This is a genomic window from Pseudomonas sp. GM_Psu_1 (assembly GCF_026544185.1).
Classification (GTDB): domain Bacteria; phylum Pseudomonadota; class Gammaproteobacteria; order Pseudomonadales; family Pseudomonadaceae; genus Chryseomonas; species Chryseomonas oryzihabitans.
The window spans coordinates 370002-384494 of the sequence record NZ_JALNUX010000001.1; the positions used below are offsets into that span (position 1 = coordinate 370002).

General features: G+C 66.1%; 12 protein-coding genes. 7 read left to right on the forward strand and 5 right to left on the reverse strand.

What is annotated here, in order from left to right:
- Positions 1 to 2: 2 nt before the first annotated feature.
- Both OXS31_RS01725 and OXS31_RS01730 read right to left on the reverse strand, forming a co-directional pair.
- Positions 3 to 812, reverse strand: coding sequence for a class I SAM-dependent methyltransferase (locus OXS31_RS01725; RefSeq protein WP_267397528.1), 810 nt, complete (start codon positions 810 to 812; stop codon positions 3 to 5).
- Between the two features lie 67 nt (positions 813 to 879).
- Positions 880 to 1368, reverse strand: coding sequence for an Lrp/AsnC ligand binding domain-containing protein (locus tag OXS31_RS01730; protein WP_007159864.1), 489 nt, complete (start codon positions 1366 to 1368; stop codon positions 880 to 882).
- Between the two features lie 157 nt (positions 1369 to 1525).
- Here OXS31_RS01730 and dadA point away from each other — a divergent pair, with 157 nt between their 5' ends.
- From dadA to OXS31_RS01750, 4 genes are all read left to right on the forward strand, one after another.
- Complete coding sequence (gene dadA, locus OXS31_RS01735) at positions 1526 to 2824, forward strand: D-amino acid dehydrogenase (protein ID WP_267397534.1); 1299 nt, start codon at positions 1526 to 1528, stop codon at positions 2822 to 2824.
- On the forward strand, positions 2799 to 3155 hold the full coding sequence (locus OXS31_RS01740; RefSeq protein ID WP_027597427.1) for a RidA family protein: 357 nt from the start codon (positions 2799 to 2801) through the stop codon (positions 3153 to 3155). The genes dadA and OXS31_RS01740 overlap by 26 nt, the downstream gene beginning before the upstream one ends.
- A 93-nt stretch (positions 3156 to 3248) precedes the next feature.
- Positions 3249 to 4319 (forward strand): alanine racemase, encoded by a 1071-nt coding sequence (gene alr, locus OXS31_RS01745; RefSeq protein WP_267397539.1) that lies wholly within the window; start codon positions 3249 to 3251, stop codon positions 4317 to 4319.
- Positions 4320 to 4501: 182 nt separating this feature from the next.
- Positions 4502 to 5056: a cupin domain-containing protein gene (locus tag OXS31_RS01750; RefSeq protein ID WP_150340471.1), complete on the forward strand. Its 555-nt coding sequence runs from the start codon at positions 4502 to 4504 to the stop codon at positions 5054 to 5056.
- Positions 5057 to 5703: 647 nt separating this feature from the next.
- On the opposite strand, the gene OXS31_RS01755 is transcribed toward OXS31_RS01750, so the two are convergent.
- Positions 5704 to 6255, reverse strand: a complete 552-nt coding sequence (locus OXS31_RS01755; RefSeq protein ID WP_267397543.1) for a DinB family protein — start codon at positions 6253 to 6255, stop codon at positions 5704 to 5706.
- Positions 6256 to 6403: 148 nt separating this feature from the next.
- Between OXS31_RS01755 and OXS31_RS01760 the strand changes: the two genes are divergently transcribed.
- Both OXS31_RS01760 and OXS31_RS01765 read left to right on the forward strand, forming a co-directional pair.
- Entirely contained in the window at positions 6404 to 7381 is a 978-nt protein-coding gene (locus tag OXS31_RS01760; protein ID WP_244898742.1) for a glycosyl hydrolase 53 family protein, read from the forward strand.
- Between the two features lie 283 nt (positions 7382 to 7664).
- Positions 7665 to 10277: a cellulase family glycosylhydrolase gene (locus OXS31_RS01765; RefSeq protein ID WP_267397546.1), complete on the forward strand. Its 2613-nt coding sequence runs from the start codon at positions 7665 to 7667 to the stop codon at positions 10275 to 10277.
- A 540-nt stretch (positions 10278 to 10817) separates the two neighbouring features.
- On the opposite strand, the gene rep is transcribed toward OXS31_RS01765, so the two are convergent.
- Both rep and OXS31_RS01775 read right to left on the reverse strand, forming a co-directional pair.
- A complete protein-coding gene (rep, locus tag OXS31_RS01770; protein ID WP_027597433.1) occupies positions 10818 to 12830 on the reverse strand; it encodes a DNA helicase Rep in 2013 nt (670 codons plus the stop codon).
- A 199-nt stretch (positions 12831 to 13029) separates the two neighbouring features.
- Positions 13030 to 13722, reverse strand: a complete 693-nt coding sequence (locus OXS31_RS01775) for a hypothetical protein (protein ID WP_027600665.1) — start codon at positions 13720 to 13722, stop codon at positions 13030 to 13032.
- 173 nt (positions 13723 to 13895) lie between these two features.
- On the opposite strand from OXS31_RS01775, the gene OXS31_RS01780 reads away from it, so the two are divergent.
- Positions 13896 to 14480 carry a flavin reductase family protein gene (locus tag OXS31_RS01780; protein WP_267397552.1) on the forward strand — a complete coding sequence of 195 codons (585 nt, stop codon included), beginning with the start codon at positions 13896 to 13898 and terminating at the stop codon, positions 14478 to 14480.
- Positions 14481 to 14493: the final 13 nt, after the last annotated feature.

Sequence of the window (14493 nt, forward strand, 5' to 3'; positions counted from 1 at the left end):
TTCTAAGCCGTCGGGCGTTGGGCGACCAGGGTAAAGCTCATCGGCAACTGGGCGGTCTGGCCGATGTAGCCGTCATAGTCGGCCTCGCGATTGGAGTGCGGATGCTCTTCCAGCCGTTGCAAGCTCAGGCCGGCGTCCAGGCAGGCGGTGACGATGGCCCCGAGGGTATGGATATGCCAGTAGCTCGGCGCGCCCTGGCCGTGATCCAGGCCGTCGTAGGTGATGAGGTCCGCGCTGACCAGCGGCTCGCGGCGGAAGTAGCTGTAGCGCGGCACCAGCGGCTGGTCCGCATGGGGCTCGAAGACTTCCAGGAAGGGGTGGGTCTCGTAGATCACCAGGCGTCCGCCCGGTGCCAGCAGGCCCCGCACCGCGGCGAAGAAGGCCGGCAGGTCCGGCATCCAGTTCAGCACGCCGATGGTGATCAGCACCAGGTCGTGCTGGCCGAGCCCGGCGGGCAGGGCATAGATGTCGGCGGCCACCAGTCGCGGCGCCAGGCCCGCGGCTGTGGCCAGCTGCTCGCCCTGGGCGAGAAAGGCCGGCGACTGGTCGATGCCCAGGGCCGGCCGGGCGCCGAAGGCCGCCAGAGAAAGCAGTTCGCGGGCGTTGTTGCAGCCGACCTGGGCGCAACTCAGGCCGCGGATGTCCAGTGCGGTGAGGGTGGCGGTCAGGCAGGCATCGAGGACCGAGAAGCCGGGTTGGCGAGCCTGTTCCAGCAGGCGCTGCCAGTCCTCGCCCTGGGCATGCAGCGGCGCCGACACCTCCCAGGCCTGGCGATTGGCGGCGGTGATGAGCTGACGCTGGTGGGGATCCATGGGCGGCCTCCTTGGCTGTCGATGCAAAACCCGCAGCCTAGACGGTGAACCCCGGGGTCGCCAGCCGTCAGTCCGGCACCGGCAGGCTCAGGGTCTCCTTGATCTCCTCCATCACGATGTAGCTCTTGGATTCGCGCACATGGGGCAGCTTGAGCAGGATGTCACCCAGCAGCTTGCGATAGGAGGCCATCTCGGAGATGCGCGCCTTGACCAGGTAGTCGAATTCGCCGGAGACCAGGTGGCATTCCAGCACCTGGGGCAGCTTGAGCACGGCGCGGCGGAATTCCTCGAAGGTGTCGCCGGACTTGTAGTCCAGGCTCAGCTCGACGAACACCAGCAGCCCGGCCTTGAGGTGCTGCGGATTGAGGCGGGCGTTGTAGCCCTGGATGATGCCTTCGCGCTCCAGCCGGCGGACGCGCTCGGTGCAGGGCGTGGTGGACAGCCCCACCCGTTCGCCCAGCTCGGTGAAGGAGATGCGGCCATCGTCCTGGAGGATGCGCAGGATGTTGCGGTCGATCTTGTCCAGCTCGCGTCTGGCCTGGTGATGGGTACGCATCGCGGGGGTCTCTGCCAAAGGGGTCTTTACCGGAAAATTACTCCGAATATAGGCAATTCTTCAGTGATTAGCACTGCGAGCGGCTTTCTATACTTGCCGTATCTGCCTTCATTCCGACGAAAGCCGGCGAAATCCTCTCACCGGCCAGGAGCTAGCGATGCGTGTACTGGTTTTGGGGAGCGGCGTCATCGGCACGACCAGCGCCTACTATCTGGCCCGTCAGGGTTTCGAGGTGGTCGTGGTCGATCGCCAGGCCGGTCCCGCCCTGGAGACCAGCCATGCCAACGCCGGTCAGGTCTCCCCTGGCTATGCCTCGCCCTGGGCCGCGCCCGGCGTGCCGCTCAAGGCGCTGAAGTGGCTGTTCCAGAAGCATGCGCCCCTGGCCATCCGCCTGACCGGCGACAGCAACCAGTACCTGTGGATGGCGCAGATGCTGCGCAACTGCACCGCGGCGCGCTATGCGGTCAACAAGGAGCGCATGGTGCGGCTGTCCGAATACAGCCGTGACTGCCTCGACGAGTTGCGCCAGGACACCGGCATCGCCTACGAAGGCCGCCAGCTGGGCACCACCCAGATCTTCCGCACTCAGCAGCAGGTGGAGGCCGCGGCCAAGGACATCGCCGTCCTGGAGCGTTCCGGCGTGCCCTTCGAATTGCTCGACCGCGACGGCGTGGCCCGGGTCGAACCGGCGCTGGCGGCGGTCAAGCACAAGCTGGCCGGCGGCCTGCGCCTGCCCAACGACCAGACCGGCGACTGCTTCCTGTTCACCAATCGCCTGGCCGAGGAAGCCCGCCGCCTGGGCGTGGAATTCCGTTTCGGCGCCGAGATCCAGCAACTCAGCGCCAATGGCGATCGCATCGACGGCGTCAGGGTCGATGGCGAACTGCTCACCGCCGACCACTACGTCCTGGCCCTGGGCAGCTATTCGCCGCAATTGCTGGCACCCCTGGGCATCCGCGCGCCGGTCTATCCGCTCAAGGGCTATTCGCTGACGGTGCCCATCGTCGATGCCGCCATGGCGCCGACCTCGACCATCCTCGACGAGACCTACAAGGTCGCCATCACCCGCTTCGACGATCGCATCCGCGTCGGTGGCATGGCCGAGATCTGCGGCTTCGACCTGAGCCTGGATCCACGCCGCCGCGCGACCCTGGAAATGATCACCGGTGACCTCTATCCTCGCGGTGGCGACCTCGCCCGGGCCAGCTTCTGGACCGGTCTGCGACCCACCACCCCGGACGGGACCCCCATCGTCGGCGCCACCCGCTATCGCAACCTGTTCCTCAATACCGGGCACGGGACGCTGGGCTGGACCATGGCCTGCGGCTCCGGTCGCCTGCTGGCCGATCTGATCGCCCGCAAGCAGCCGCAGATCAGCGCCGAGGGTCTCGACATCTCCCGTTATTCCGCCACCCAGGAGTCCCCGCGCAATGCCCGTACAGCGTCTGCACACTGATCGCCGCCTCAGCGAAATCAATATCCATAACGGCACCGTCTACCTGGCCGGCCAACTGGCCGACGACTTTTCCGGCGACATCTATCAGCAGACCCGCGAGACCCTGGCCAACGTCGACAAATTTCTTGCCGAGGCCGGCAGCGACAAGCAGCACATCCTGGTGGTGACCATCTTCCTGCGCGACATCGCCCTGCACTTCGAGGGCATGAATCGCGCCTGGGACGAGTGGGCCGCCCAGGGCGCCACCCCGGGTCGCACCACCGTCGAGGCCAAGCTGGCCAAGCCGGACATCCTGGTGGAAATGAACGTCATCGCCGCCGTCAAGGCGTAAGACCGCTATTCCCCCTCTCCCCCTGGGAGAGGGCCGGGGTGAGGGCGTTGTCCAGCCCTCCTGTCCCTCACTCTTCCCCTGCCGAGACCTCCCATGCGTCCCGCCCGCGCCGTCATCGACCTCGCCGCCCTGCGCCAGAACTATCGCCTGGCACTTGAACTCTCCGACGCCCGCGCCCTGGCGGTGATCAAGGCCGATGCCTATGGCCATGGCGCCGTGGCGGTGGCCAGTGCCCTGGCGGGCGAGGCCGACGGCTTCGCCGTGGCCTGCATCGAGGAGGCCCTGGAACTGCGCGCCGCCGGGATCCGCGCGCCCATCCTCTTGCTGGAAGGCTTCTTCGGCATCGACGAGCTGCCGCTGATCGCCGAGCACGAGTTCTGGACGGTGATCCACGCCGACTGGCAACTGGAGGCCCTGGAGCGGACCGCCCTGTCGCGACCGCTGCAGGTCTGGCTGAAGCTGGATTCGGGCATGCACCGGGTCGGCTTCTTTCCCCAGGACTATGCCGCCGCCTACCGGCGACTGCTGGCCAGCGGCAAGGTCAGCGGCATCGTCAAGCTGACCCACTTCGCCCGCGCCGATGAACCGGATAGCCCGGCCACCGCGGCGCAGATCGCCACCTTCCGCGCGGCCACCGAGGGCCTGCCCGGTCCCACCAGCCTGCGCAATTCGCCGGCGACCCTGGGCTGGCCCCAGGCGGCCGGCGACTGGGTGCGCCCCGGGCTGATGCTCTATGGCGTCTCGCCCTTCGCCTCGGCCCAGGCCGCCGCCGAACGCCTGCAACCGGTGATGACCCTGACCTCGCGGGTGATCGCCGTGCGCGAACTGCCGGCTGGCGAGCCAGTAGGCTATGGCGCCCGCTACGTCACCGCCGGGCCGACCCGGGTCGGGGTGGTCGCCCTGGGCTATGCCGACGGCTATCCGCGCCATGCGCCCAATGGCACCCCGGTGGCCATCGAAGGGCGTCCCGGCCAGCTGATCGGCCGCGTGTCCATGGACATGCTCACCGTCGACCTCACCGATCATCCCCAGGCCGGGGTGGGCAGCGAGGTGGAATTCTGGGGCCGCCAGGTGTCGGTGGCGGACCTGGCCGAGCGCTGCGACACCATCCCCTACCAGTTGCTGTGCAACCTCAAGCGGGTGGCGCGCAGCTATCGCGACTAGGCCCTGGACGGGGCCTTTGCCCGCTGCCGCGGCCAGGCGGGCGCCGCCCCGGGGCCGCACGTCCGCCGTAGTGTTGTAAATCTCGAACAGCGTTGCCATGATGCTGAACACCGTGCCACGGCACGCCTTCAGCGCGTGGCCTGGCCACGTCTCACCCGCCTGCTCGAGGAGTCTTTTCCACCTTGGACGTCGGTGCCCGCCTGCAAACCATCCGTACCCTCAAGGGCCTGTCCCAGCGCGAACTCGCCAAGCGTGCCGGGGTGACCAACAGCACCATCTCGATGATCGAGAAGAACAGCGTCAGTCCTTCCATCAGTTCGCTGAAAAAGGTGCTGGCCGGCATTCCCATGTCCCTGGTGGAATTCTTTTCCCTGGACCTGGAGCAGGACACGCCGACCCAGGTGGTCTATCGCGCCGATGAGCTCATCGACATCTCCAGCGGCGCCCACACCGTGCGCATGCGCCTGGTTGGCCGCGCCCATCCCAGTCGCGCCCTGGCCTTTCTCGACGAGACCTATCCGCCCGGCGCCGACACCGGCGAAGAGATGTACGCCCATGATGGCGAGGAGGCCGGCCTGGTGGTGGAAGGCCGCCTGGAGCTGACCGTGGGCGGCGAGGTGCACATCCTCGAACCCGGCGACAGCTACTACTTCGAAAGCAGCCGCCCGCACCGCTTCCGCAATCCCTTCGAAGCCCCCGCCCGGCTGATCAGCGCGACCACTCCGGCGAATTTCTAAGCGCTTGCGCTATGGCGGTCGTAGGGTGGAAAACGGCGCAGCCTTTTCCACGTGGAAGCCGGTGCCTGGGGGCGCCCTCACCCCAACCCTCTCCCGGAGGGAGAGGGGGCTTTCCGAGTGGACGCTCGAGTTCCTCTGTCCGCGTAGGGTGGAAAACGGCGCAGCCTTTTCCACGTTGAAGCCGGTGCCTGGGGCAGCCCTCACCCCAACCCTCTCCTGGAAAGAGAGGGGGCTGTCCGAGTGGGCGCTCGAGTTCCTCTGTCCGCGTAGAGTGGAAAACGGCGCAGCCTTTTCCACGTTGAAGTGAGTGTCTGGGGCGGCCCTCACCCCAGCCCTCTCCCGGAGGGAGAGGGGGCTGTCCGAGTGGGCGCTTGAGTTCTTCTGTCCGCGTAGGGTGGAAAACGGCGCAGTCTTTTCCACGTGGAAGCCGGTGCCTGGGGGCGCCCTCACCCCAGCCCTCTCCCGGAGGGAGAGGGGGCTGTCCGAGTGGGCGTTTGTCCCCAGCGCTCCTGGACAGATTGCGATCGGCCGCCGCGCTAGGAATTTCAGCAGCGAATCGCGGCCATGGGCCGCTCCTACAGGGGTGATGCTTTTGTAGGAGCGGTCGCTACGGCGCACCGGCATGGCCGCGATAAAGACAGTTGCTTCTACAAAGCAGTCCCCCACAACCCCTCCTCATCGATCCCCAGCGCCGCCAACTCCGCCCGGCGTAGTGGTTCGTCCTGGACGAGAAAGAATTCGTCCAGTTGCGGTGGCGCCACGCCGCTGGCCAGGAGCAGGGCGTGGGCCTGGCCGCGGTGGTGCAGCTGGTGCACGAAGAGATGCTGCAGGGTGCGCAGTCGCCCTTCCCGGACCGGGCCGCTGGCGCGGGGCAGGGTGATGAGCTGGCTCAGTTGCGGCGGAGCGAGGCCGCGGCACAGCGCGATCAGGCGCTGGTCGCTGGCGGTCTGGGCTGCATGCAGCGTCGCCAGGTCGGGCCAGTCCGTGTCCTGGTAGGGCCGGGGCTGGTCGTGCAGGGCATCGAGATAGAAGCGATCCACGTCGAGCAGATGGCCGAGCAGGGTCCAGAGCGAGCCGAAGAAGGCGGCGGGTTGGGGCGCCCGCAGGGCTTCCGGTGACAAACCGGCGCAGGCCGCCAGCAGGCGATGGTTCGACCAGCGATTGTTGTAGGCCTGGGCCAGCAGCAGGAGAGCGGTCATGGGCAGGTCCTCGACAAGGCGCGCGGACACCTACTGTAACGCGCCTGGTTGTGCGGGGGGTCGCAGCCTGGAGGCGTCCATGATTGAGGGGCTGTCGGCACTTTGCCATGCTCCGCCGCTCTGCTGCCCACCTGCAAGGATGCGCCTGATGCCTCGAATGTTGCCCTGGTTCGGCCTGGTCGCCGCCCTGTGCCTGGGTGGCCCGGTCCGGGCTGCCGAATCCGTTGCCCTGCCCGAGCTGCCCTACATCCCCCTGGGCGTGGTCGGTCACGACAACAACGCCGCCTATCCCGATGCGCAGATGGAAAGGCGCCTGCAACTGCTCGACCGCTACAACCTGCGCAGCTACCGCTCTGGCGAATTCCTGTTGCTGGATCAGCCGCGCATGGATCGCCTGGTGGCCCTGGCCCGCCAGTACCGCATCACCCTGCGACCGGTGATCACCCAGCAGCTGACCCAGGCCCAGGCCTATGCCCTGGCCAAGCGCTATGCCAAGGACATCAAGATCTGGGAGATCGGCAACGAGCAGGATCACTCGCGGGTCGGCGCGGGTATCCGCATCAGTCGCCTGGTGGACATCTACCGTGGCATCCGCCGCGCCTCCGACGAATTGGACGCCGGCCTCGAGACCACCATCAACGTGATGTCCTGCAATTCCTACGACACCGGGCCCAAGGCGCGTTGCCCGGGCGATCGCCTGGGCTCCATGTGGTTTCTCGATCAGGCCAAGGCGGCCGGCTTCGATTTCGACTACATCAGCTTTCACTACTACCCGCACTACCAGGATCGCGGCCACTGGATGGATCTCTACCTGGGGCAGATGCGCGCCATGGCGGAAAAGTACCGGACGCAGATCTTTTACAACGAGGTCAATTGCGCGGAGATCTACAAGGGCACCACCGACGGTGGCCGGCCGGGGGATCGCAGCTGTTATGACAGCCTCGAATACATCCTCTCCGAGCTCAATGGGCGCTATCGCGACATCGTGCGCGAGATCAACGTCTACGAGCTGCTCGACGAGCCGACCCATCCAGTTGCCCATGAGCGTCACTTCGGGCTGATGTACGACCTGGACCGGCCCAAACCGGTCATGGAACTGGTCCGTCGCTATGCCGGCACGCCCTGAGCCGCCAGAAAGCGGACAAACCTGACTTTATCGCTGGGACAGGTCTTTCGGGTGACCAGGCGGTCACCGACGAACGGTAGACAAAGTGCCATCATCGGCACCGTACATCTGGCAAAACGCTGCGTTTACCCCTGCTTCGTGATGGCACGGGTTCTTATTGGTCTAGCGCTTGCACTAGGCTTTGCAGGTGTTGGGGAAACGATCTTCCCCGGCAGTTTTCCTGCTGTACCGAGGTGGGATGCACGGATCGAATCGCGCACCTCGGCCTATCTGGTTCCTTTGCATGACAATCCTTAGCTCCATCTCCCGCCGCCTGCCGCGTCAGGCGCTGCTCTTGCCTGCCCTGTTCGCCACCGCTTCGCTTGCCACCTCCGCCCAGGCCGTTGACCTGGTCGGTCTCAACTTCTCCGGCGCCACCTTCGCCGCCCAGGTACTGCCCGGTGTCAACGACCGCAACTTCATCTTCCCGGCCGAGAGCCATTTCCAGCAGTGGAGCGCCAAGGGCGTGAAGCTGGTGCGCTTTCCCATTCTCTGGGAGCGCCTGCAACCGTCCATGGGGGTCAATCTCGATCCCACCTATGCCGGCCTGATCGATCGCACCCTGGGCTACGCTCAGAAGTATGGCGTCAAGGTCATCCTCGATCTGCACAACTACGCCCGCTACCAGGGCAAGGTCATCGGCGCGGGCGAAGTCCCCTACGAGGCCTTCCAGAATCTCATGACCCGCGTCGCCCAGCGCTGGGGCACCCATGCGGCGCTCTATGGCTACGACATCATGAACGAGCCCCACGACGCCGTGAGCAACTGGCCGACCGCTGCCCAGTACGGCATCGACGGCGTGCGCGTGGTCGATTCGACCCACCCGATCTTCATCGAAGGCAACGGCTGGGCCGACACCACCCGCTGGCCGCAGTGGAACGATGCGCTGCTCAAGCTCAAGGATCCGGCCAACAACCTGATCTTCATGGCCCAGGCCTTTTTCGACACCAGCCTGAACGTGGCGACCCTTTCGCCCACTTATGGCGTCGAGCGCCTCAAGCCCTTCGTCTCCTGGCTCAAGACCAACAACAAGCGCGGCTTCATCGGCGGCTTCGGCGTACCTGACACCGATGCGCGCTGGTTGCCCATCCTCGACGGCATGCTGGCCTATCTGAAGCAGAACTGCATTCCGGCCACCTACTGGGCCGCCGGCCCGGGCTGGGGCACCTACAACCAGGCGGTCGAGCCGATCAATGGCAAGGATCGTCCGCAATGGGCGGTGCTGGCCAAGTACCTGGACAAGGACAGCTGCGCCGGCATCGGCCCGCAGGTGACTCCGACCGCTACCACACCGCCCAAGACCGAGACCGCTACCAGCGGCGCGACCGCGGGCACCACCGGCGGGACCGGGGCCTCGGGCACTGCCGGGGCGACCACCGGCACCACCACCGGCGCCGTGCCCGCCACGGGTAGCGGCACCACCGGCACCACCACGGGCGGTGCCACGACAGGCGCTACCACCGGTACGGCTACCGGCACCACCGCCAATGCCGCGACCTCGTCCAAGCTGACCACCGTCGAGCAGCTCTACCTGGCCTACTACGGCCGGGCGGCCGATGCCGGTGGCCTCAACTACTGGGCCTCGCGCCTGGCCAGCGACATGAGCGTCGAGCAACTGGCAGCCACCTTTGCCGCCAATGGCGAGTCGACCGCCCTCTATGGCGCGCTGAGCGGCGCCGCTCTGGTCAACAAGGTCTACCAGAATCTCTATGGCCGCAGCGCCGACAGCAGCGGCAGTGCCTACTGGAGCAGTCGCCTCACCAATGGCGTCAGCTCGCGTGCCACCCTGCCGCTGGACGTCATGCGTGCTGCGGCGGGCGACGACAAGACCGCCTTCGACAAGAAGGTGAGCACCGCGCTGGCCCAGGGCACTGCCACCACGACCACGCCGACCCCCGCGGCCAGCGTGCAACCGGTGCAGAACGTGGTCCAGCCGGTTACCGGTGGGACTGTTGCCTCGGCTCCGCTGAGCGGCTACAAGAACATCCCGCTGGGGGTGGTCGGCCACGACAACAGCGCGGCCTATCCGCCGGCCGAAATGGAAGCCCGCTTGCAGGTCCTGGCTGCGCGCAACCTGCGCACCTATCGCTCCGGCGAGTACCTGGTGATGAACCTGCCCGAGCTGGACCGCCTGGTGGCCCTGGCCCGCAAGTACAACATCACCCTGCGACCGGTCATCACCCACAAGCTGACCCAGGCGCAGGCCTATGCCCTGGCCAAGCGCTACGCCAACGACATCAAGATCTGGGAAGTCGGCAACGAGCAGGACTATTCCAAGGCGGGAGCGCAGGATCGCATCAACACCCTGGTCGGCATCTACCGTGGCATCAAGCAGGCCTCGGACGAGCTGGGCGCCAACCTCAAGACCACCATCAACGTGATGGCGTGCAACTCGGATGACCGCACCGCCACCGCCCGTTGCCCGGGTGATCGCAACGGTGCCATGTGGTTCCTCGATCAGGCCAGGGCGTCGGGCTTCAACTTCGACTACATCAGCTTCCACTACTACCCGTACTTCGATGACAAGGGCTACTGGATGGACATGTACCTGGGGCAGATGCGCGCCATGGCCACCAAGTACAAGACCAAGGTGTTCTTCAACGAGATGAACTGCGGCAACGTCTACCAGGGCAACACCGACGGCGGCCGTGACGGCGACCGGGCCTGCTACGACAGCGTCAAGCAGATGCTCACGGTGCTCAACACCAGCTACAAGGACGTGGTGGCCGAGATCAACGTCTACGAACTGCTCGACGAGCCGAGCCTCTCGGTGATCCACGAGCGCCACTTCGGGATGATGTACGACCTCAAGCGTCCCAAGCCGATCTTCGACATGGTGACCAGCTTCGCCAAGTAAGACCCCGGCGCGGCCAGACCACCGCCCCCGCTACCTGACCGGTAGCGGGGGCGGTGTCGTTTTGGGGGCTAGAAATGGGGGGGTGTCAGTCCGGCGTGGGGCGGGCCCTCACCCTGACCCTCTCCCAGGGGGAGAGGGGATAGCTCCAGTGCTGGGAATAGTTGGGTATGGCGCCTGGACCCGGGATAGCGCGCCGAAGCTCGACGCAGCACGCGTTAGCCCCCTCTCCCTCCGGGAGAGGGCTGGGGTGAGGGTGTCAGTCCGGCGTGGGGCGGGCCCTCACCCTAACCCTCTCCCAGGGGGAGAGGGGACTGATCGGCGTGGGGCGAAGCCTGGGATGACTTCGGACGCCCCCTCTCCCTCCGGGAGAGGGCTGGGGTGAGGGTGTCAGTCTGGCGTGGGGCGGACCCTCACCCTACCCTCTCCCAGGGGGAGAGGGGACTGATCAGCATGGAGCGAAACCTGGGGTGACTTCGGATACCCCCTCTCCCTCCGGGAGAGGGCTGGGGTGAGGGAGCCACCCACTGAGGACCTTCCCCCTCAACCCCGCTTGAGCATCGCCCGCATCGCCGCCAGGGCATCGTTGCCGCGGGCGGCCTTCTGTTCCTGGGGCGCTTCTTCCAGACCTTCCCACTGCAGGTCCTCGGGCGGCAACTCATCCAGGAAGCGACTGGGGGTGCAGTCGATCAGCTCGCCGTACTGCTTGCGCCGGGTGGCGTAGGTGAAGGCCAGGGTCTGGCGCGCGCGGGTGATGCCCACATAGGCCAGGCGGCGCTCCTCCTCGATGGTGTCGGCCTCGATGCTGGAGCGGTGCGGCAGGATTTCCTCCTCCATGCCCATGATGAACACATAGGGGAATTCCAGGCCCTTGGAGGCGTGCAGGGTCATCATCTGCACCCCGTCGGCGCCTTCCTCTTCCTCCTGCTGGCGTTCGAGCATGTCGCGCAGGACCAGCTTGGCGATGGCGTCCTCGATGGTCATCTGGCCGTCTTCATCCTTTTCCAGGATGTTCTTCAAGGCATCCAGGAGGAACCAGACGTTGCCCATGCGGAAGTCGGCGACCTTGTCAGAGCTGGCGTTCTGGCGGATCCAGTTCTCGTAGTCGATGTCCATCACCATGCTGCGCAGGGCGCCGATCGGATCCTCACCCGCGCAATTCTTGCGTACCCCGTCCATCCAGCGCTTGAAGCGCCCCAGGCGTTCGGTGAAGCGGGCGTCCAGGTGCTCACCCAGGCCGATCTCGTCGGCGGCGGCGTACATCGAGCGATCCCGGCTACCGGCATAGTTGCCGAGCTTTTCCAGGGTGGTGGAGCCAATCTCCCGGCGCGGCACGTTGATGACCCTGAGGAAGGCGTTGTCGTCGTCCGGATTCACCAGCAGGCGCAGGTAGGACATCACGTCCTTGACCTCCTGGCGGGCGAAGAAGCTGGTGCCGCCGGAGAGTCGGTAGGGGATCTGGTGGTGCTGGAGCTTGAGCTCCATCAGCTTGGCCTGGTGGTTGCCGCGATAGAGGATGGCGAAGTCCGCGTAGGGGCGCTGGGTCTTGAGGTGCAGGGTGAGGATCTCCAGGGCGATGCGCTCGGCCTCGCCGTCCTCGTTCTTGCAGCGCAGCACCCGGATCGGATCGCCGTGGCCCATCTCGCTCCACAGCTGCTTCTCGAACACGTGGGGGTTGTTGGCGATGAGCACGTTGGCGCACTTGAGGATGCGGCTGGTGGAGCGGTAGTTCTGCTCCAGCATCACCACCTTGAGCGAGGGGAAGTCGTCCTTGAGCTGCATCAGATTTTCCGGTCGCGCGCCGCGCCAGGCGTAGATCGACTGGTCGTCGTCGCCCACCACGGTGAACTGGGCGCGCTCCTGCACCAGCATCTTCACCAGCAGGTACTGGCTGGTGTTGGTGTCCTGGTATTCGTCCACCAGCATGTAGCGGATGCGATTGCGCCAGCGCTCCAGCACCTCGGGGTGTTCCTGGAACAGCTTCACCGGCATCAGGATGAGGTCGTCGAAATCCACCGCGTTGTAGGCCTTGAGGGTGCGCTGGTAGTGCAGATAGACCACCGCGGCGGTCTGCTCCTTGGGCGTGCGCGCCTTTTCCAGGGCCTCGTCCGGCAGGATGAGGTCGTTCTTCCAGTTACCGATGTAGTTCTTGATCTCGTCCAGGCCGTCGTCGCCCTGGTATTCCTTCTGCATGATGTCAGTGAGCAGCGCCTTGATGTCGCCCTCGTCGAAGATCGAGAAGCCGGGCTTGTAGCCCAGGTGCGCGTACTCGCGGCGGATGATGTTCAGCCCGAGGTTGTGGAAGGTGGACACGGTCAGGCCGCGGCCTTCGCCGGCCTTGAGCAGGCTGGCCACCCGCGCCTTCATCTCGCGCGCCGCCTTGTTGGTAAAGGTCACGGCGCAGATGTACTGGGCGCGGATGCCGCACTGCTGGACCAGGTAGGCGATCTTGCGGGTGATGACGCTGGTCTTGCCGGAGCCGGCACCGGCCAGCACCAGCAGGGGACCGCTGATGTAGGCCACGGCTTCGGCCTGGCGGGGGTTGAGCTTGGACATGGCGGACCGGGGTGACGACGCTGGGCAAGAATTCTACCAGCGCCGGTCCCCGCGGTCAGAGCCTGATTCAAAGTCTGCTGCGCGTCGGCCAACCTGAGTTGAAAAGGCCTTCGGAATGCTCATTTACACTATGTAAACTCCGCTTCCTCAGGCCTTTTCGCCTCGTTTGGCTCTAGCTCGCGAGACTTTGAACAGGCCCTTAGGGCTTGGGCGGTGGCGCGACGAAGGTCAGCTGGCGCGGATAGCCGTACTTCTCGCCGGGCAGCACGGGGCTATCGAGGAACACGCCCATGCTGCGACCGAATTCGCTGACATGGGTGACGGCATAGTCCTGGCCGTCGGCCAGGCGGACGATGGCGCCCGGCTTGAATTCCTCGCGATTGCGCTCGGTGACCGGGATGGAGATGCCGGCTGCCTTGCGGTAGATGCCCTTTAGCCAGTCCTGGTTGGTGAAATCGTTGATCGGGGTGTTGAAGCGACCCGGCAGGCGCTGCAGATGGCGTCCGGTGCCGGGGGCGTCATCCACCGCCAGGCGTCTGGGATAGCCCACGGTCTCGGCGTCCAGCGGCTTGCCCTCGACGAACACCGCCAGGTTGTCGCCGACCCGCTGGACTTCGGTGATGGCGCGCCATTCGCCGTCGCCCAGCTGGACCTGGCGGCCGCTGATGAAGCCTTCGACGTTGGCCGGGGTAGCCGGAATGGTCAGACCGGCCACCCGGCGCAGGACGCCGCGATCCCAGTCTTCGTTGCTGAAATCGTTGATGGAGCTGGACAGCAGCGGCTGGGTGAGCGGAGCGCTGTGCGCCGGCTTGGCGACCTGGGCATGGGCCAGCGGCAGACCCAGGCAGCAGGCGCAGAGCAGCAGGAGGGAGCGGGCCAGGCAGGTGGGCATAGGGGTCATCCTTAACGCAGGTTTCTTGTTGGTCCCGGGCCGGGAGTGGGCGATAGACCCCTGATGTCTCCCGGCGTTTGGCGAGCGCGTCGCCAAGCGGCAATTTTTTACCCGCGCGGCGCCGAACGGCAAGGGCTGCGTTACCCTGGGGCTTTTCCCGCCGGAGTCCCTCCATGAATTCGATCCTTGCCGCCGTCCCCCTGGCCAAGGCCTATCGGCTGCTCAACCACGGTCCCACGGTGCTGGTCAGCGCCGCCCATGCCGGTCGGCGCAACGTCATGGCCGCGGCCTGGGCGATGGCGGTGGATTTCGAACCGGGCAAGGTGGCGGTGGTGCTGGACAAGCAGACCTGGACCCGCGAACTGCTGGAGGGCGAGGGCAGCTTCGTGCTCAGCGTGCCCTGCGCCGCCCAGGTGGATCTGGTGCAGACGGTGGGCAACACCAGCGGCCGCGAGCTGGACAAGTTCGCCGCCTACGGCATCGAGACGCTGGCGGGCGAACAGGTCAGCGCGCCGCTGATCGCCGGCTGCGTGGCCTGGCTGGAATGCCGGCTGCTGCCCGAGGCGCACAATCAGCAGGACTACGACCTGTTCCTCGGCGAGGTGGTCGCCGCCCGGGCCGATACCCGGGTGTTTCGCGAGGGGCGCTGGGATTTTCGCGGCCAGGACGGCCTGCGCACCCTGCACCACGTCGCCGGCGGCCATTTCCTAGTGATCGGCGACGGCATCCAGGGGCAGCTGTTGACGCCCAAGGTCTGAACCCGACGACGCC